At 69.8% G+C, this 17,531-nt stretch carries 15 protein-coding genes; 6 read left to right on the top strand and 9 right to left on the bottom strand.

Features of this window, described 5'->3' with window-relative positions; genetic code table 11:
• Positions 1-12: 12 nt before the first annotated feature.
• The 7 genes from guaA to ABEA46_RS09190 all read right to left on the bottom strand — a co-directional run bounded on the left by guaA (position 13) and on the right by ABEA46_RS09190 (position 6,994).
• Positions 13-1,596, bottom strand: a complete 1,584-nt coding sequence (guaA, locus tag ABEA46_RS09160) for a glutamine-hydrolyzing GMP synthase (RefSeq protein ID WP_345544134.1) — start codon at positions 1,594-1,596, stop codon at positions 13-15.
• The gene (locus ABEA46_RS09165) at positions 1,593-2,093 is read right to left on the bottom strand and encodes a DUF3817 domain-containing protein (protein ID WP_345544135.1); all 501 of its coding nucleotides are present in this window, start codon (positions 2,091-2,093) and stop codon (positions 1,593-1,595) included. Before ABEA46_RS09165 ends, guaA begins: the two co-directional genes overlap by 4 nt.
• Positions 2,094-2,103: 10 nt before the next feature.
• Positions 2,104-2,934, bottom strand: coding sequence for an SURF1 family protein (locus tag ABEA46_RS09170; protein ID WP_345544243.1), 831 nt, complete (start codon positions 2,932-2,934; stop codon positions 2,104-2,106).
• A gap of 62 nt (positions 2,935-2,996) precedes the next feature.
• Positions 2,997-4,115: a GuaB3 family IMP dehydrogenase-related protein gene (locus ABEA46_RS09175; protein ID WP_345544245.1), complete on the bottom strand. Its 1,119-nt coding sequence runs from the start codon at positions 4,113-4,115 to the stop codon at positions 2,997-2,999.
• Between the two features lie 96 nt (positions 4,116-4,211).
• Positions 4,212-5,900: an ABC-F family ATP-binding cassette domain-containing protein gene (locus ABEA46_RS09180; protein WP_345544136.1), complete on the bottom strand. Its 1,689-nt coding sequence runs from the start codon at positions 5,898-5,900 to the stop codon at positions 4,212-4,214.
• 90 nt (positions 5,901-5,990) lie between these two features.
• Positions 5,991-6,275 (bottom strand): DUF2277 domain-containing protein, encoded by a 285-nt coding sequence (locus ABEA46_RS09185; RefSeq protein WP_345544137.1) that lies wholly within the window; start codon positions 6,273-6,275, stop codon positions 5,991-5,993.
• Between the two features lie 44 nt (positions 6,276-6,319).
• On the bottom strand, positions 6,320-6,994 hold the full coding sequence (locus ABEA46_RS09190) for a TetR/AcrR family transcriptional regulator (protein ID WP_345544138.1): 675 nt from the start codon (positions 6,992-6,994) through the stop codon (positions 6,320-6,322).
• 96 nt (positions 6,995-7,090) lie between these two features.
• Here ABEA46_RS09190 and ABEA46_RS09195 point away from each other — a divergent pair, with 96 nt between their 5' ends.
• Positions 7,091-8,584 carry an MFS transporter gene (locus ABEA46_RS09195; RefSeq protein WP_345544139.1) on the top strand — a complete coding sequence of 498 codons (1,494 nt, stop codon included), beginning with the start codon at positions 7,091-7,093 and terminating at the stop codon, positions 8,582-8,584.
• 236 nt (positions 8,585-8,820) lie between these two features.
• Positions 8,821-9,930 (top strand): FAD-dependent oxidoreductase, encoded by a 1,110-nt coding sequence (locus tag ABEA46_RS09200; RefSeq protein ID WP_345544140.1) that lies wholly within the window; start codon positions 8,821-8,823, stop codon positions 9,928-9,930.
• Positions 9,931-10,015: 85 nt separating this feature from the next.
• Here the strand turns inward: ABEA46_RS09200 and guaB are convergent, their stop codons facing one another.
• Positions 10,016-11,518, bottom strand: a complete 1,503-nt coding sequence (gene guaB, locus ABEA46_RS09205) for an IMP dehydrogenase (protein WP_345544141.1) — start codon at positions 11,516-11,518, stop codon at positions 10,016-10,018.
• 337 nt (positions 11,519-11,855) lie between these two features.
• Here guaB and ABEA46_RS09210 point away from each other — a divergent pair, with 337 nt between their 5' ends.
• The 4 genes from ABEA46_RS09210 (at position 11,856) to ABEA46_RS09225 (ending at position 16,075) form a co-directional block, all read left to right on the top strand.
• Complete coding sequence (locus ABEA46_RS09210; RefSeq protein WP_345544142.1) at positions 11,856-13,172, top strand: branched-chain amino acid ABC transporter permease; 1,317 nt, start codon at positions 11,856-11,858, stop codon at positions 13,170-13,172.
• A 2-nt stretch (positions 13,173-13,174) separates the two neighbouring features.
• Complete coding sequence (locus ABEA46_RS09215; protein WP_345544143.1) at positions 13,175-14,173, top strand: branched-chain amino acid ABC transporter permease; 999 nt, start codon at positions 13,175-13,177, stop codon at positions 14,171-14,173.
• Positions 14,174-14,318: 145 nt separating this feature from the next.
• Positions 14,319-15,266 (top strand): ABC transporter ATP-binding protein, encoded by a 948-nt coding sequence (locus ABEA46_RS09220; protein ID WP_345544246.1) that lies wholly within the window; start codon positions 14,319-14,321, stop codon positions 15,264-15,266.
• Between the two features lie 71 nt (positions 15,267-15,337).
• Entirely contained in the window at positions 15,338-16,075 is a 738-nt protein-coding gene (locus tag ABEA46_RS09225) for an ABC transporter ATP-binding protein (RefSeq protein WP_345544247.1), read from the top strand.
• Positions 16,076-16,204: 129 nt separating this feature from the next.
• Here the strand turns inward: ABEA46_RS09225 and ABEA46_RS09230 are convergent, their stop codons facing one another.
• A complete protein-coding gene (locus tag ABEA46_RS09230) occupies positions 16,205-17,494 on the bottom strand; it encodes an ABC transporter substrate-binding protein (RefSeq protein WP_345544144.1) in 1,290 nt (429 codons plus the stop codon).
• Positions 17,495-17,531: the final 37 nt, after the last annotated feature.

The raw sequence follows: 17,531 nt of genomic DNA on the forward strand, positions 1-17,531 counted from the left end.
GGCATCCAGGAATCACTCCCACTCGATGGTCCCCGGGGGCTTCGAGGTCACGTCGAGGACGACGCGGTTGATGTCGCGCACCTCGTTGGTGATGCGGTTCGAGATCTTCGACAGCACGTCGTAGGGCAGGCGCGTCCAGTCGGCGGTCATCGCGTCCTCGGACGAGACGGGGCGCAGCACGATCGGGTGGCCGTACGTGCGGCCGTCGCCCTGCACGCCCACCGAGCGCACGTCGGCCAGCAGCACGACCGGGCACTGCCAGATCTCGCCGTCCAGACCCGCCTTGGTCAGCTCCTCGCGGGCGATGGCGTCGGCATCGCGCAGAATCTCGAGACGGTCAGCGGTGACCTCACCCACGATCCGGATCCCGAGGCCGGGGCCCGGAAACGGCTGGCGGGCAACGATGACCTCGGGAAGGCCCAGCTCGCGGCCGATCGCGCGCACCTCGTCCTTGAACAGGGTGCGCAGCGGCTCGACGAGCTCGAACTGCAGGTCCTCCGGCAGGCCGCCCACGTTGTGGTGCGACTTGATGTTCGCGGTGCCGGTGCCGCCGCCGGACTCGACGACGTCGGGGTACAGCGTGCCCTGCACGAGGAAGCTGATCGGCTCGCCCTCGGCCGCCGCCTCGGCGACGAGGTCGGCCTGGACCTTCTCGAAGGCGCGGATGAACTCGCGGCCGATGATCTTGCGCTTCTGCTCGGGGTCGCTCACGCCGGCGAGGGCGTTCAGGAACGTCTCACGCGCGTCGACAGTGACCAGACGCACGCCCGTCGAGGCGACGTAGTCCTGCTCGACCTGCTCGCGCTCGCCCTTGCGGAGAAGCCCGTGGTCGACGAAGACCGCGACGAGCTGGTCGCCGACGGCCTTGTGCACCAGGGCCGTCGAGACGGCCGAGTCCACGCCGCCCGACAGGGCCGACAGCACACGGCCCGTGCCGACCTGGGCGCGGATCTTCTCCACTTGCTCGGCGATGACGTTGCCGCTGTTCCAGTCAGCGGGCAGACCCGCCGCCTTGTGCAGGAAGTTCTCGATGACGTTCTGACCGTAGTCCGAGTGCTTGACCTCGGGATGCCACTGCACGCCGTACAGCCGGCGCTCGTCGCTCGCGAACGCGGCCACGGGGGTCGCGCCGGTCGAGGCGAGCACCTCGAAGCCCTCGGGGGCCTTCGCGACCTGGTCGCCGTGGCTCATCCACACGTTCTGCTCGACCGGCTGGCCGCCCAGCAGCACGCCGCCGTCACCGGTGACCGCGGCATCCGTCGCGCCGTACTCGCGGAGGCCGGTGTTGGCGACCTCACCGCCGAGCGCCTGCGCCATGACCTGGAAGCCGTAGCAGATGCCGAGCGTCGGCACGCCGAGGTCGAACACGCCGGCGTCGAGCGCGGGCGCGCCCGCTTCGTACACCGACGACGGGCCGCCCGACAGGATGATCCCGACCGGGTTCTTGGCGGCGATGTCGGCGGCGGTCGCGGTGTGCGGCACGATCTCGCTGTACACGCCGGCCTCGCGGACGCGGCGGGCGATCAGCTGCGCGTACTGCGCGCCGAAGTCGACGACGAGGACCGGACGCTGGTCGGTCTCAGATTGTTCTGTCAACGCTTGTTCTCCGTAGGGATCGCGTGAGTGAGGGACGAGTGCTCGGCTCGCGAGTGCAGTTCATCGGCCTCGCGCTGCGCGAGGTAGGACTTCACGTCGCGGGCGACGCGGGCCTCCATGAAGAACGACAGCAGCGGCACGATGCCACCGGCGGCGAGCATCGCGAGACGCCCGAGGTTCCACCGCATGAGGCTCCACACCCGGAAGCACGAGACGAGGTAGACGACGTAGAACCAGCCGTGCGCGACCAGGATGCCCAGCGACAGGTTCAGACCGTCGCCGGTGGACTCCAGGCCGGAGGCGGTCTCGACGACGGGCGCGAACCACAGGAAGCCGCCGGATCCGCCCAGGAACAGCTCATAGTGGAGGCCGTACTTGACGATCATCTCGGCGACCAGCAGCAGCAGCATGGTTCCCGTGATGATCGAGCAGATCTGGTAGAACTTTAGGGCTCCGCGGATCGCCGGAAAGGAAGCGAGCTTCGGGGCGCGGGGCATGACCCCCAGTCTACCCGCGCGCCGCCGCGCCCCCGCCGGGGGCGTCGCCGGCGGGCTCGCCGTCGCCCTCGCCCTCGTCGTCAGCGAAGTCCTCGAGCTCCTTCTCCCACGCGTCCTTCGCGAGGCGGTACCAGAGGTAGAACGCGAAGCCGGCGAAGACGGCCCACTCCACGGCGTAGAAGATGTTCAGCCAGTTGACGGTCGAGCCCTCTTCGGGCGCCGGCGACGAGATCGCGTCGAGCCCGCCGAGCGCCTCGGTCGACGCCAGGTACGGACGGAAGACGCTCAGCTCCTCGATGTCGTGCCAGCGACCGAGCAGCGCGGCCGGCGACATGCGCGTCATCGTCTGCGGATCGGCGCCGTGGGGCGGCAGCACCGGGCCCTCGTCGGCGATCAGGCGCCCGGTCACGTCGATCGGATCGGCATCGGATGCCTCACGCTCGAGCGTCTCGACGGCCGCGTGCGCGGCATCCATCGTCGAAGCCCAACCCAGCGCGACGGCCACCGACACCGGACCCGTGACCTCGGTCTCGCCCTCGCCGAGGCGCAGCTGCCCGGTCACCCAGTAGCCCTTGACGCCGTCGTTGTAGCGGGACTCGACGATCAGGAAGTCGCCGGGCACCCACGTGCCGCTCGTCTCGACGCGCTGACCGACCAGCGGGTCGTTGAGGTACTCGCCCGGCTGGACGACATCGCCGATCGGGCGCACCTCTTCGGTGGCACCGGGCGGGTTCGGGTTCACCTGCACCGCCCGGGCGAGCTGCCACTGGCCGAGCCACGCGAACACACCCGCGACGACGAGGCACAGCAGCAGCATGCCGATCCAGCGCGGACGCAGCATCACCTCGCGCAGCGTCGGCGGAAAGACCTCCGGGGCCGGAGGGGATTCGGGCGCGGGTGAGCTCATCCTGCGGCGTACGGGGCGACGACGACCTCGACGCGCTGGAACTCCTTGAGGTCGGAGTACCCGGTCGTGGCCATCGACTTGCGCAGCGCCCCGATGAGGTTCGCGGTGCCGTCGGCGACGGGCGCGGGACCGTACAGGATCTCTTCGAGCGAGGCGACCTGGTCGACCTTCACGCGGCGGCCGCGGGGCAGCTGGGCGTGGTGCGCCTCAGGGCCCCAGTGGAATCCTCGGCCGGGAGCATCGGTCGCGCGCGCCAGCGCCACTCCGAGCATGACGGCATCGGCGCCCATGGCGATCGCCTTGACGATGTCGCCCGACGTGCCCACGCCGCCGTCGGCGATGACGTGCACGTAGCGCCCGCCCGACTCGTCGAGGTAGTCACGGCGCGCGCCGGCGACATCGGCGACGGCGGTGGCCATCGGGGCGTGCAGGCCCAGGGTGGCGCGGGTCGTCGACGCCGCCCCGCCGCCGAACCCGACGAGCACGCCGGCCGCGCCCGTGCGCATGAGGTGGAGGGCGGCGGTGTACGTCGACGCGCCACCGACGATCACCGGGACGTCGAGATCGTAGATGAACTTCTTGAGGTTGAGGGGCTGGTCGACGCTCGACACGTGCTCGGCCGACACCGTGGTGCCGCGGATCACGAACAGGTCGACGCCCGCGGCGACGACGGTCTCGTAGAGCTCCTGCGTGCGCTGCGGCGTCAGCGAACCGGCGACTGTCACACCGGCGGCGCGGATCTCGGCCAGCCGGTCACGCACCAGCTCGGGCTTGATCGGCTCGGAGTACAGCTCCTGCATGCGACGAGTGGCAGCGCCCTTCTCGAGGGCCGCGATCTCGGTGAGCAGAGGCTCGGGGTCGTCGTACCGCGTCCACAGCCCCTCGAGGTCGAGGACGCCGAGGCCGCCCAGCTGGCCCAGCATGATCGCCGTGCGCGGGCTCACCACCGAGTCCATCGGGGCGCCCAGCACCGGGATGTCGAAGCTGAACGCATCGATCGTCCAGGCTGTCGAGACGTCCTCGGGGTTGCGCGTGCGCCTCGACGGCACCACCGCGATGTCGTCGAACGTGTAGGCGCGACGCGCGCGCTTTGCCCGGCCGAGTTCGATGTCCATGCTCACCCGACCAGCCTACCCGTCACCCTCGGCGCCGCCCGATCCGGAGGGACGAGGGATGCCGCCGGCCCCGGCCGCCGGCATCCCCTCGCCGCCTCACCGGGCGCGCACGACGCGGGCCTCGTCCCACACCGGAGCGTCGGACTCCACGACGCGGCCGTCCGAGCCGAACACGAGGAACCTGTCGAACGACTTCGCGAGCCACCGATCGTGCGTGACAGCGAGCACCGTGCCCTCGAACCGGGCGAGCGCGTCCTGCAGCGCCTCGGCCGAGACGAGGTCGAGGTTGTCGGTCGGCTCGTCCAGCAGCAGCAGGGTCGCTCCCGACAGCTCCAGCAGCAGGATCTGGAACCGCGCCTGCTGCCCGCCCGACAGGCTGTCGAACGTCTGCTCGGCCTGCGCCACGAGCCCGTAGCGGTCCAGCGCGCTCGACGCCGCGTCGCGCGGGAGACCCGCGCGGGCGTCCTCGCCGCGGTGCAGGATGTCGAGCAGGGTGCGTCCGTCGAACTCGGGATGCCGGTGGGTCTGAGCGAACCAGCCCGGCACCACGCGGGCGCCGAGGATCGCACGACCCTCGTGCGCGACCGGCTCCAGCGCGGCGCCGGTGGCGGTGATGTGCCCCAGCCGTCCGTCGGGATCGGTGCCGCCACGGGCCAGCAGCCGCAGGAAATGCGACTTGCCCGACCCGTTCGAGCCGAGCACGGCGGCCCTGTCGCCGAACCACACCTCGACGTCGAACGGCTTCATGAGCCCGGTGAGCTCCAGCTGCTCGGCGACGACCGCGCGGCGGCCGGTGCGCGCGCCGCGCAGCCGCAGGTCGAGGTCCTGCTCCTTGGGGCGCTCCTGCGGCGGACCGGCGTCTTCGAACTTGCTCAGCCGCGTCTGGGCGGCACGATAGCGCGAGGCCATGTCGCTGTTGTTCGCGGCCTTGACCTTGAGCATCGCGACGAGCGCCTTGAGCTTCACGTGTTGCTCGTCCCAGCGCCGGCGCAGCTCGTCGAGCCGGTCCATGCGGTCCTCGCGTGCCCGGTGGTACGTGCCGAACCCACCGCCGTGCACCCACGCCGTGCTGCCGGCGCCACCCGCTTCGAGCGTCACGATGCGGTCGGCCGCACGGGCCAGCAGCTCGCGGTCGTGCGAGACCAGCAGCACCGTCTTCGGCGTCTCGCGCAGGCGCTCTTCGAGCCACCGCTTGCCGGGCACATCGAGGTAGTTGTCGGGCTCGTCGAGCAGCAGCACCTGGTCGGGGCCGCGCAGCAGCGCCTCCAGCGCGAGTCGCTTCTGCTCGCCGCCGGACAGCGTCGTGAGTTCGCGGTAACGCGCCCGAGTGAACGGGATGCCCAGGGCCGCGGTGGTGCACGTGTCCCAGACCGTCTCGTACTCGTAGCCGCCCGCTTCGGCGTAGTCGGCGAGCGCCCCGGCGTACCGCATCTGCGTGTCGAGGTCGTCGTGCTCGATGATGGCCGCCTCGGCGTCCTCCAGCTCGCGCGCCGTGCGGCGGACGCGGTCGGGCGCGACCGAGATGAGCAGGTCGTGCACGGTCTGGCCGGGCTCGCCGTGGCCGACGAACTGGTCCATGACGCCCAGCCCGCCGTCGATCGAGACCACGCCCGACAGCGCGGGGAGCTCATCGCGGATGATCCTCAGCAGCGTGGACTTGCCGGCGCCGTTCTGCCCGATGAGCGCCGTCGTCGATCCCTCGCCCACCCGGAACGAGACATCGTCGAGCAGTGGTCTGCCGTCCGGCAGTGCATACGAGACGGCGGCGATGTCGATGTGACCCACGGGGTTCCCCTCTGCTCCGAAGCGGCAGTCATCGCCGGAAGGGGAGCCGACCAGACTATCCGAGTCGGAGGTCTGCGTGGGACATGCGCGTCAGGCGGCCGGCGCCGCGTACCGGCCGGAGCGGATCGCCCGCTCGCGCGCCTTCGCCGCCTCCACCTCGCGGTTCTTCGGCGGCGCGACCGCGACGAGGTCGTCGAGCAGATGCTGCGTGAGGTGCGCGATCTCGTGGACGGCGTGGTCGAACGCCTCCTGGTTCGCCTTCGAGGGCTTCGTGGTGCCCGCGATCTTGCGCACGTACTGGAGCGCGGCGGCGTGCACCTCTTCGGAGGTCGCGGCGGGCTCGAAGTTGTGGAGCGTGTGGATGTTCCGGCACATGCCCCCGACGATACGCCGGGGCCCGGACGCGGACCAGGGCGCGGCTAGAAGCGGTCGACGCCGCGCGGGAGCACCTCGAGCACGTGCGGCAGCTCGGAGGGGAAGCATGAGCGGAACAGCTCGGTGATCTGCGGATCTGAGCCGTAGTCGTCGACGATCCGCAGCCCGATCATGGTGCTGATGAGCATGCCCTCGGCCATGAACGCGCGCGCCTCGTCGGCGTCGAGCCCCATCTCGTCGCGGAAGAAGCGCCACACCGTGGCGAATCCCTTGCGCGCGGCCGCGCCGATCGCGGGGTGGCTGCCGAGCAGATAGGCGTGCGCGAGCGTCTGGTGCAGACCGCGGACCTCGATGAGGTCGACATAGGCCTGCCCGATGCGCTTGGCCGCCGCCTTCTCGGGCGTGATGTCGGGATCGTGCGGAGACTCGTCGGCCAGTGCGGCGCGGAAGCCGGAGAGCATGCGGGCGAGGGCGTCCTCGATCGCGGCGAGGAACAGGTTCTCCTTCGACCCGAACAGCCGGACGACGTACGGCTGGCTCACGCCTGCGGCGCGGGCCACCTCGTCGGTCGTCGCGCCCTCGTATCCTCGGGCGCCGAACACGGCGAGCGCCGCCACGAGGATCTGCCGACGCCGCTCCCCCGACGACAGCCGCTTGCCCGATTCGATCGCGTCGTCGAGCGCGACGACGCCACTGTCGCCCATAGCCGCAGAAGTCATACCCGAAGGTTATCAGCGAATGACTTGACTTTGTAATCAGTCGATTACTACATTGCTCTCTAGCAGGTAATCATCCAATTACAACCGGAGCCTTCCATGTCCGCTGCAACACCCGCCGCCGTCGCCCGACGGACGCGCCCCTTCGCCCTCATCGTGGCCGCGGCATCCCTCCCGATGTTCATGGCCACGCTCGACAACCTCGTCATGACCAATGCGCTGCCGGTCCTCCACAGCGAGATGGGCGCGAGCGTCGAAGAGCTCCAGTGGTTCGTCAACGCCTACACGCTCGCCTTCGCGGGTTCGATCCTCATCGCCTCGGCGCTCGGCGACCGGTTCGGCCGGCGCACCGTCTTCGCGATCGGCATCGCCGTCTTCGGCGCGGGGTCGATCCTCGCCGCGCTCAGCACCGATCCGGGCCAGCTCATCGCCGCCCGCGCCGTGCAGGGGGTCGGCGGCGCCGGCGTCATGCCGCTGTCGCTCGCGCTTCTCAGCGGCGCGGTCCCGAAGGAGAGGCGCCCGCTCGCGATCGGCATCTGGGGCGGTGTGTCGGGACTCGGCGTCGCCGTCGGTCCGCTCGTCGGCGGCGCGATCATGGAGGGCTGGAACTGGCAGGCGATCTTCTGGATCAACGTGCCCGTCGCGCTGTTCGCGATCCCGCTCGCCCTCGTCGTGCTGAACAACGACTTCGGCGCCCGCTCCCGCATCGACGTCCCGGGCGCCGTGCTGGCGGCGGCCGGTGTGCTGGCCCTGGTGCACGCGATCGTGCGGGGCAACGACGACGGCTGGGACTCGCTCGGCGTGATCGCCGAGATCGCGCTCGGCGCCGTGCTCGTGGCCGGGTTCCTGCTCTGGCAGCTGCGCGCCAAGGCGCCGCTCGTGCCGCTGCGCCTCTTCCGCGACCGGTCGTTCTCGATCACCAACATCGTCGGCTTCGCGTTCAGCTTCGGCACGTTCGGCGCGGTGTTCATCCTCATCCAGTACCTGCAGGTCGTGCAGGGCTCCTCCCCGCTGGAGGCCGCGGTGCAGACCACCCCGTGGACGCTCGCGCCGATGTTCATCGCCCCGATCGCCGGCATTCTGGCACCTCGCGTGGGCACCCGCATCCTGCTCGTGCTGGGACTGGCCCTCCAGGGGGCGGCGCTCACATGGATCGCCGCGGTCATGTCGACCGACCTCGACTACCCGACGCTCATCGCACCGTTCGTGATGGCCGGGGTCGGCATGGCGCTCGTGTTCGCGCCGTCCGCGACCGCGCTGCTGGCGACGCTCGGCCTCATCGACCACGCGAAGGCCTCGGGAGTCAACTCGACCGTCCGCGAGCTCGGCGTCGCCCTCGGCACGGCCGTCATGACCGCGATCTTCGTCGGTGCCGGCGGAGAGCTGCTCCCCGACATGTACGTCGACGCCGCCCGCCCTGCCGTGTTCACCGGCGCTGCGGTGCTGTTCGCCGCGACGGTCGTGGCGCTCTGGCTGCCCTCGGGCAAGGCGACGCCGGTGGATGCCGCCACCCCGAAGACCGCGGCCGCGGACGCCGGAGCCGCGGCTGGCTCCGAGCCCGCCGCGGAGCCGGCACTCGCACCCACCGCGTAGCGAGCAGCGCACAGACTTCGCGCGCCAGCCTCGGAGAAATCGCCTGGCTCGGACCGATCAGGCTCAGGCGTCCGAGTCGGGCGAGATCTCCGAACCTGCTTCGCAGATCCGCGCGGATGTGCGAAGTGTGTGCGGCCGGGTGGAGGCGTCACACGCCGTGGTTCTCGGCGGCCCTGCGCGAAGATGGAAGGGACGGGATGCCGCCGCCCGGCGACGCCCCGCCCCGTGGAGGACCCATGACCGAGCACGTCCCGTTCGTCGTCGTCGGAGCGGGCGCGATGGGGCTGGCCACCACATGGCAGCTCGCGCGCCGCGGCCATCGCGTGCTCACCCTGGAGCGCTTCGCGCGCGGCCACACCCGCGGCGCCTCGCACGGCGCGACCCGCAACTTCAACAACGCCTACGACGCGGCGCACTACCTCGACCTGCTCGGCCTCGCCCGAGGCGAATGGGACGAGCTGTCACGTACCACCGGCGAGCCGCTGCTGCGTCTGCACGGATTGGTGACGCACGGCGATCCGCAGCGCATCGACGGCGTGCACGCAGCGCTGATCGCCCGCGGCGAGCGCGCCGAGCTGCTCACGGCGACCGAGGCGGCGCGGCGCTGGAGCGGCATGAGGTTCGAGGGCGACGCGCTGTTCACTCCCGACGCCGGGGTCGTGCGTGCTGCGGCAGCACTGCACGCGCTCGAGCAGGGCGCCCGGTCGCACGGCGCCGACATCCGCTTCGAGCACGCGGTCACCTCGATCGACGAGGGCCCGGACGGGGTGAGGCTCACGATCGAGGCCGGCGGCGAACGCCACGACCTCGTCGCCGAGACGGTCGTGGTGACGGCGGGAGCATGGACCGCCGGCATCCTCCCCGACACCTTCCCGCTCCCCCGACTCACCGTCAGCGAGGAGAGCCCGGCGCACTTCACCCCGCGCTCCCCCGACCTCGCGTGGCCGTCGTTCAACCACTTCGTCGATCCGCAGCGCGGACCGATCGGCAACGTCTACGGCATGCCCACGCCCGGCGAGGGCGTCAAGGTGGGATTCCACATGGTCGGCCCCGTCGTCGACCCCGACGCCCGCACCTTCCGCCCCGTGCCCGAACAGGCTGCGCAGCTGCGCGACTACGTCGCCGAGTGGTTCCCGGGCCTCGACCCCGACACCGCCGTGCCGGTCAGCTGCACGTACACCTCGACCGACACGGAGGACTTCGTGCTCGATCGCTGCGGCGGCATCGTCGTGGGCGCCGGGTTCTCGGGCCACGGCTTCAAGTTCACCCCCGCGGTCGGGTCTGTGCTCGCAGACCTCGCCGCGGACGCCTCCGCACGGGCCGCCGCGCCCTTCCGCCTCCCCTGACGGCAGGGCGGGACGCCCGGACCACGCAAGCGAACAGCGGATGCCGTCACGCCCGGTGGGCGTGACGGCATCCGCTGTGCTGGAGCTACTTCTTGTAGTTGGGGGCCTCGACGACGATCTGCACGTCGTGGGGGTGGGACTCCTTGAGGCCGGCGGCCGTGATGCGCACGAACTTGCCCTTGGCCTTGAGCTCTTCGACGGTGCGGGCGCCGACGTAGAACATCGACTGACGCAGGCCGCCCACGAGCTGGTACGCGACGGCCGAGACCGGGCCGCGGTACGCGACCTGACCCTCGATGCCCTCGGGGATCAGCTTGTCGTCCGAGGGGACGTCGGCCTGGAAGTAGCGGTCCTTCGAGTAGGACGTCTTCTTGCCGCGGGTCTGCAGCGCGCCGAGCGAACCCATGCCGCGGTACTGCTTGAACTGCTTGCCGCCCTGGAAGACGATCTCGCCCGGCGACTCGTCGGTGCCGGCGAGGAGGGAACCGAGCATGACGGTGTCGGCGCCGGCGACGAGCGCCTTCGCGATGTCGCCCGAGTACTGCAGGCCGCCGTCGGCGATGACGGGCACGCCCGCCTCGCGCGCCGCGAGCGACGCCTCGTAGATCGCGGTGACCTGCGGCACGCCGACCCCGGCGACGACGCGCGTCGTGCAGATCGAGCCCGGGCCGACGCCCACCTTCACGGCGTCGACGCCCGCGTCGATGAGCGCCTGGGCGCCCTCGCGCGTCGCGACGTTGCCGCCGATGATGTCGATGTGGGCGAAGGAGTCATCGCCCTTGAGTCGGCGGACCATGTCGATGACGCCGGCCGACTGGCCGTTGGCGGTGTCGACGACGATGACGTCGACACCCGCGTCACGGAGCGCCTCGGCGCGCTGCCACGCGTCGCCGAAGAAGCCGATCGCCGCGCCGACGCGCAGGCGACCCTGCTCGTCCTTGGTCGCGAGCGGGTACTTCTCGCTCTTGTCGAAATCCTTGATGGTGATGAGGCCGGACAGCGTGCCGTCCTCGTCGATGAGGGGCAGCTTCTCGACACGGTGCCGGGCGAACAGCGCGATGACCTCACCGGCGCTGATGCCGACACGACCTGTCACGAGGTTCTCGGTCGTCATGACGTCGCGGACCTTCGTGGTCTGACGCTCGAAACCCGAGACGAACCGCATGTCGCGGTTGGTCACGATGCCCACGAGGTGGTTGTCGGCGTCGACGACCGGCAGGCCCGAGATGCGGTACTGCGCGCACAGCGAGTCGACCTCTTCGATCGTCGTGTCTGGCGTCGTGGTGATCGGGTCGGTGATCATGCCCGACTCGCTGCGCTTGACGCGGTCGACCATCGAGGCCTGGTCCTCGATCGAGAGGTTGCGGTGGATGATGCCGATGCCGCCCTCACGTGCGATGGCGATCGCGAGGCGGGCCTCGGTGACCGTGTCCATGGCGGCCGACAGCAGTGGCGTGGCGACCGTGATGCGCCGGCTGAGCCGCGACGACGTGTCCGCCTCGCTCGGGATCACATCGGTGTGCCCGGGCAGCAGCAGCACATCGTCGTAGGTCAGTCCGACGAAGCCGAAGGGGTCGTTGTGCTCCATGGGGTCTCCTCGCGCGCGGCGCGTTCAGTTGGGGGTTGGACGGCGACGGCCGGCGCGCTTGTGACGCTCCGTACTCGATTCTAAGCGCCCGGGAGGGCCGTTTTGTTCCCGCAGAAACGGCACGCGCGAGGGCGCGCGCGAGGCCCTTGTCCGGTCCGATTTCGATCGGATCACGTATCCGCAGGTGACCGTAGGCGAAACAGCGACGACACATTACAGTCGTACCGTCGCCATCACGGCCGATGCGACCCGAGCTTCGGTGTCCGCGTGGTGGCGAACTGGAGGTTCTGTGGGTCCCACGAATGCGTCCGCGACCAGAAGTCGCCATTGGATCATCGTGCTCTTCGGACTGCTGCTTGCTGCAGGCATGGTGTTCCTGTCCTCTCCGGGCGGCGCGTTCGCCGCCGAAGCACCCGACACCCCGGGCGGCGACCAGGAGAAGACCGACTTCTACTTCGGCGGCATCATCACCTATGACGACGCGCCTGTCGCGGGCGTCACCATGACCATCGAGGGCGGCGGCTTCAAGGCCGAGACCGTGACCGACGCCGAAGGCAAGTGGCGTCTGTACGTGCCCGAGAAGGACGACTACGTGCTCACGGTCGACGAGGACACGCTGCCCGACGGGGTCATCGTCGATCCCACGCAGCTGCCCGAGGGCATCCAGCCGAAACAGGGGACGACGGCGTCCTTCGACGTGACATTCGGCCTCACCGGGTCGAAGATCGTCAACCTGTTCCTCGGCGAGGGCGAGCGCGTCACCACGTCCTTCATCGACCAGCTGGTCGAGCGCCTGATGAACGGCCTCAACTTCGGCCTGCTGCTCGCGCTCGCCTCGGTCGGCGTCTCGCTCATCTTCGGCACCACCGGCCTCAGCAACTTCGCCCACGGCGAGATGCTGACCTTCGGCGCCGTGATCGCGCTCGTGTTCGGCGTCTGGCTCCAGATCCCGATGTGGCTGACGATCCCGATCGTCCTCGTCGCCGGCGCTGCGCTGGGCTGGTCGCTCGACGCCGGTCTGTGGAGACCGCTGCGACGCAGGGGCCTGGGACTCGTGCAGCTCATGATCGTGAGCATCGGCCTGTCACTGGCCGGACGCTACGTGTTCCAGTACTTCATCGGCGGCGGCACGTACCAGCTTCCCGGCGCCGGCGCCCCGCGCGACATCACGTTCGGGCCGATCTCGCTGTCGTGGATCGACATCGTGTCGATGGCCACCAGCATCGTGCTCCTCGGCGCGGTGGCGTTCTGGCTGCTGCGCACCCGCGTCGGCAAGGCCACCCGGGCCATCAGCGACAACCCCGGCCTGGCCGCGGCATCCGGCATCAACGTCGACCGGGTGATCCGCATCGTGTGGATCCTCGCGGCGACCCTCGCTGCGATCGCCGGCGTCCTGTGGGCGTACTTCCGTCCGGGTGTGAAGTGGGACATGGGCGTGCAGGTGCTGCTGCTCATCTTCGCCGCGGTCACCCTCGGCGGTCTCGGCACGGCGTTCGGCGCACTGATCGGCTCGCTGATCGTCGGCATCCTGGTCGAGATCTCGACGCTCTGGATCCCGCCGGACATGAAGTACGTCGGTGCCCTCGCCGCACTGATCGTGATCCTGCTCGTGAGACCCCAGGGCATCTTGGGCCGGAAAGAGAGGCTCGGCTAGCCATGGACTGGGGACAGATCTTCAACAACACCGCCTACTGGGTGTTCAGCCCGGAGACGATCGCCTACGCGCTCGCCGCGACCGGCCTGGCCGTGCAGTTCGGCTTCGGCGGCCTGCTCAACTTCGGCATGGCGGGCTTCATGGCCCTCGGCGCTTACGGCTACGCCATCTCGATCCTGAGCTTCGGCTGGCCCTGGTGGGTCGGCATCCTCGTCGGCTGCGCCGCAGCCGTCGTGTTCGCCCTCATCCTCGGCATCCCGACGCTGCGACTGCGCGCGGACTATCTCGCCATCGTCACGATCGCGGCCGCCGAGATCGTGCGACTGCTGCTGACGACGCAGCTGTTCGATGCGTTCACGAACTCCGCGGACGGGCTCGGCGGTTACCATGCCGGGTTCCGCGCGGCGAACCCCTTCCCCAAGACGGGGGCCGACGGCGAGCAGATCGTCTACGGCTTCGGGCCGTGGCAGTGGACGGCCGACCAGCTGTGGGTGCGCGTGTTCGGCATCATCCTCCTGGGCATCGCCGTCTATCTCGTGTGGGCGATCATGCGCAGCCCGTGGGGCCGCGTGCTCAAGGGCATCCGCGAGGACGAGGACGCCGTGCGCTCGCTCGGCAAGAACGTGTTCTCATACAAGATGCAGGCGCTCATGATCGGTGGTGTGTTCGGCGCCCTCGGCGGCGTCGTGTTCGCCCTCCCGTCGGCGGTGGTCCCTGCCACCTATACGACGAGCCTCACGTTCTTCATCTGGACGATCCTGCTGCTCGGCGGCGCCGCGACCGTGTTCGGCCCCGTCGTCGGCTCGGTGATCTTCTGGGTCATCATGGGCTTCCTCGACAACGTGCTGCCCGTGCTCGCCCAGGCCGACATCCTGCCCATGACGTCGCAGCAGGCCGCGACGCTGCGGTTCATCCTCGTCGGCGTCGCCCTCATGCTGATCGTCATCTTCCGCCCGCAGGGCATCTTCGGAAACAAGAGGGAGCTGACCTTTGTCAAGTAACCCGCCCAGCACCCCGCCCGCCGACCAGCCCGACGTCCCCGAGGAGGCGCCCACGCCCGCCACGCCGGTCGAGCCCGCCACGCCGGTCGAGCCCGCCACGCCGGTCGAGCCCGCCACGGGCGCCGTCACCACGCCGACCGGCAGCATCCGTCGTCCGAAGACCGCGGGACTCGCGAAGGGGGAACCCGCTCCGGGCGTCCCCAAGAACGACCCCGTCCTCGTCATCGACAACGTCACGCGGCACTTCGGCGGTCTGACCGCCGTCGACGTCGAGCACCTGGAGATCCCCCGGCACGCGATCACCGCGCTCATCGGTCCCAACGGCGCCGGCAAGACGACGCTGTTCAACCTGCTGTGCGGCTTCGACAAGCCCAACTCGGGAACCTGGAGCTTCGACGGCACGTCGCTGTCGGGCATCCCGTCGTTCAAGGTCGCCCGCATGGGTCAGGTGCGCACGTTCCAGCTGACCAAGGCGTTGTCGCTGCTCACGGTGCTCGAGAACATGAAGCTCGGCGCGACCGGCCAGAAGGGTGAGAGCCTCTGGGCGAGCGTGATCCCGGCGATCTGGCGCAAGCAGGACGACGCGATCGAAGACAAGGCGATGGAGCTGCTCGCGCGCTTCAAGCTCGACGCGAAGGCCGACGACTACGCCGCCTCGCTCTCGGGGGGTCAGCGCAAGCTGCTGGAGATGGCGCGGGCGCTCATGAGCGATCCGACCCTCGTGATGCTCGACGAGCCGATGGCCGGTGTGAACCCGGCCCTCACCGAGTCCCTGCTCGACCACATCCTCGATCTCAAGGACCTCGGCATGACAGTCCTCTTCGTCGAGCACGACATGCACATGGTGCGGCACATCGCCGACTGGGTCATCGTGATGGCCGAGGGCAAGGTCGTCGCCGAGGGGCCGCCCGAGACGGTCATGCAGGACAAGGCGGTCATCGACGCGTACCTGGGCAGCCATCAGGACGTCGACCTCGGCGTCGTGACCGGACGCGTCGCCGGCGAGCTCGGCGAGTCCGCCGAGGAGCTGCTCGAAGAGATCAAGGAGGCCGAGGAGGCCTCGATCGCCGAAGCCGAGGAGGAGAGCAAGTGAGCGACGAGTCGCCGGCCCCCCGGACTCCCGGATCGGCCGTCCCCGATCCCGGAGCCGCCCGCGTGGAGGGCATGAAGACCGAGACGGTCATCGTCGAGGTGAAGGACCTCACGGCGGGCTATCTGCCGGGAATCAACATCATCAACGGCGCCAATCTGATCGCCCGCAAGGGCGAGCTGATCGGCATCATCGGCCCCAACGGCGCCGGCAAGTCGACGCTGCTGAAGGCGATCTTCGGCATGGTCAGGGTGCGCGGCGGCGACATCACGGTCGACGGCGAGAGCGTCGTCGGGCTGAAGTCCGACAAGCTCGTGCAGCGCGGGGTCGGCTTCGTGCCGCAGACGAACAACGTCTTTCCGTCGCTCACGATCGCCGAGAACCTGCAGATGGGGCTGTATCAGCGCCCGAAGGTGTACGCCGAGCGCCTCGAGTTCGTGACCGGCATCTTCGCCGAGCTCGGCAAGCGGCTCGGCCAGCGTGCGGGGTCGCTCTCGGGCGGCGAGCGACAGATGGTGGCGATGTCGCGCGCGCTCATGATGGACCCGTCGGTGCTGCTGCTCGACGAGCCGTCCGCGGGCCTGTCCCCTGTTCGTCAGGACGACGCGTTCATCCGCGTCTCCGACATCAACAAGGCCGGCGTCACGACGATCATGGTCGAGCAGAACGCCCGCCGCTGCCTGCAGATCTGCGACCGCGGCTATGTGCTCGACCAAGGCCGCGACGCATACGAGGGCACGGGGCGGCAGCTGCTCAACGACCCCAAGGTCATCGGCCTCTACCTGGGAAGCCTCGGCTCCGAGGCGGCCTGACCCAGCGACACAGAAGGACGAGGGGGTGGATGCCGCGGCATCCACCCCCTCGTCCTTCTCTGTGGGCGCACGCGGCGGACGCACGAAGGGCCCCGGATCGCTCCGGGGCCCTCGCTGCTGCGCCGTGGATTACAGGTCGATGCGCGTGTAGTTGTTGTCGGCGCCGTACTGGAAGATGCCGATGGTGGCCTCCGTCGGGTCGCCGTGCTCGTCGAACGTGATCGGGCCCGAGTAGCCGTCGTAGTCGGCCTTCTTGCCGTCGAGGATGAGGTCGGCGCAGTCGGCGTACGACGTGCACTTCTCACCCGGGTCGTCGCCGCCGCCGGAGACCTCCTGCAGCTTGCCGGCGATGTCGGCGGGGTCGGACGAGTTCGCAGCCAGCGCGGCCAGCGAGATGAGCACGATCGCGTCGTACGCCTCGTTCGCGTAGGTGTAGTCGGCGATCTCGGGACGGCCGTCGGCGACCGCCCAGTCGTTCAGCCGCTTGTAGAAGGACTCGTCCGGCGCCGGGCCGGCAGGCGTGGTGCCCTTCGCACCCTCCATGCTGACTCCGGCCGGCCACTTGCCGTCCTTGCCGAAGTTCTTCAGGTTGCCGTCGACGAGGTACAGGTCCTTGGCCGGGTAGCCCGCTGCGAGCAGCGCCGGACCGATCGTGTAGATCTCGTCGAACGTGATCAGGGCGATCGCGTCGGGGTTCGACGCGAGGACGGCCGAGATCTGGGCGTCGAAGTTGGTGTCACCGGTGTTGTACGACTGCTCGGCGACGATCTCGCCGCCCGTGCTCTTGAACGTGTCCTGGAACGTCTTGTTGAGGCCCGTTCCGTAGGAGTCGTTCTGGTAGATGACGGCCACGTTCTTGTGTCCGTCCTCGCCCACCAGGTTGCCGAGCACCTCGCCCTGGAGCGTGTCGGCCGGGGCCGTGCGCCAGTAGAGGTTGTTGTCGTCCCAGTTGGTGAAGTCGAGCGAGGTGTTCGCGGGCGAGAACGTGAGGATGCCGGCCGCGACGGCGTCGTCGAGGAACAGCTTCGTCACACCCGACGACGCGGCGCCGATGGCGGCCGTCACCTTCTCAGAGATCAGCTTCTGGATCGTGGTCGCGTAGGCCTTGTTGTCGGTGTCGCCGGAGTCGCCCCACACGATGTCACCGATCGCGACGCCCTTGGCGGCCTCGTTGACGTCGTCGACAGCCAGACCGACACCGGCCTCCTCGGGCGGGCCGAGGTACGCGAGGCTGCCGGTCTGGGGCAGGATCGTGCCGATCTTGAGGGTGAGGTCGCGGGCCTCCTGCGACGACCCGTCGCCGTCTCCCTCGTTGCCGCTGCCACCAGAGGCGCAGCCGGCGAGGACGAGGGCGCTGGCGCCGACGAGCGCGATGCCGCCGAGGAGGGCAGATCCGCGCGAGCGGGTGAAGACGCTCATGTTGCTCCTTGCTATGGGTGATCGGGGGAACGACTCG

Origin of the sequence: Microbacterium jejuense, assembly GCF_039544225.1 — a bacterium.
In the GTDB taxonomy this organism is placed as follows: domain Bacteria; phylum Actinomycetota; class Actinomycetes; order Actinomycetales; family Microbacteriaceae; genus Microbacterium; species Microbacterium jejuense.

What these genes read in the sequence shown, in the direction of transcription:
- ABEA46_RS09175 (WP_345544245.1), bottom strand. Translation starts at nt 4,115, where the DNA reads ATGGACATCGAACTCGGCCGGGCAAAGCGCGCGCGTCGCGCCTACACG.
- ABEA46_RS09165 (WP_345544135.1), bottom strand. Translation starts at nt 2,093, where the DNA reads ATGCCCCGCGCCCCGAAGCTCGCTTCCTTTCCGGCGATCCGCGGAGCC.
- guaB (WP_345544141.1), bottom strand. Translation starts at nt 11,518, where the DNA reads ATGGAGCACAACGACCCCTTCGGCTTCGTCGGACTGACCTACGACGAT.
- ABEA46_RS09195 (WP_345544139.1), top strand. Translation starts at nt 7,091, where the DNA reads ATGTCCGCTGCAACACCCGCCGCCGTCGCCCGACGGACGCGCCCCTTC.
- ABEA46_RS09230 (WP_345544144.1), bottom strand. Translation starts at nt 17,494, where the DNA reads ATGAGCGTCTTCACCCGCTCGCGCGGATCTGCCCTCCTCGGCGGCATC.
- ABEA46_RS09225 (WP_345544247.1), top strand. Translation starts at nt 15,338, where the DNA reads ATGAAGACCGAGACGGTCATCGTCGAGGTGAAGGACCTCACGGCGGGC.
- ABEA46_RS09190 (WP_345544138.1), bottom strand. Translation starts at nt 6,994, where the DNA reads ATGACTTCTGCGGCTATGGGCGACAGTGGCGTCGTCGCGCTCGACGAC.
- ABEA46_RS09185 (WP_345544137.1), bottom strand. Translation starts at nt 6,275, where the DNA reads ATGTGCCGGAACATCCACACGCTCCACAACTTCGAGCCCGCCGCGACC.
- ABEA46_RS09200 (WP_345544140.1), top strand. Translation starts at nt 8,821, where the DNA reads ATGACCGAGCACGTCCCGTTCGTCGTCGTCGGAGCGGGCGCGATGGGG.
- ABEA46_RS09215 (WP_345544143.1), top strand. Translation starts at nt 13,175, where the DNA reads ATGGACTGGGGACAGATCTTCAACAACACCGCCTACTGGGTGTTCAGC.
- ABEA46_RS09170 (WP_345544243.1), bottom strand. Translation starts at nt 2,934, where the DNA reads ATGCTGCGTCCGCGCTGGATCGGCATGCTGCTGCTGTGCCTCGTCGTC.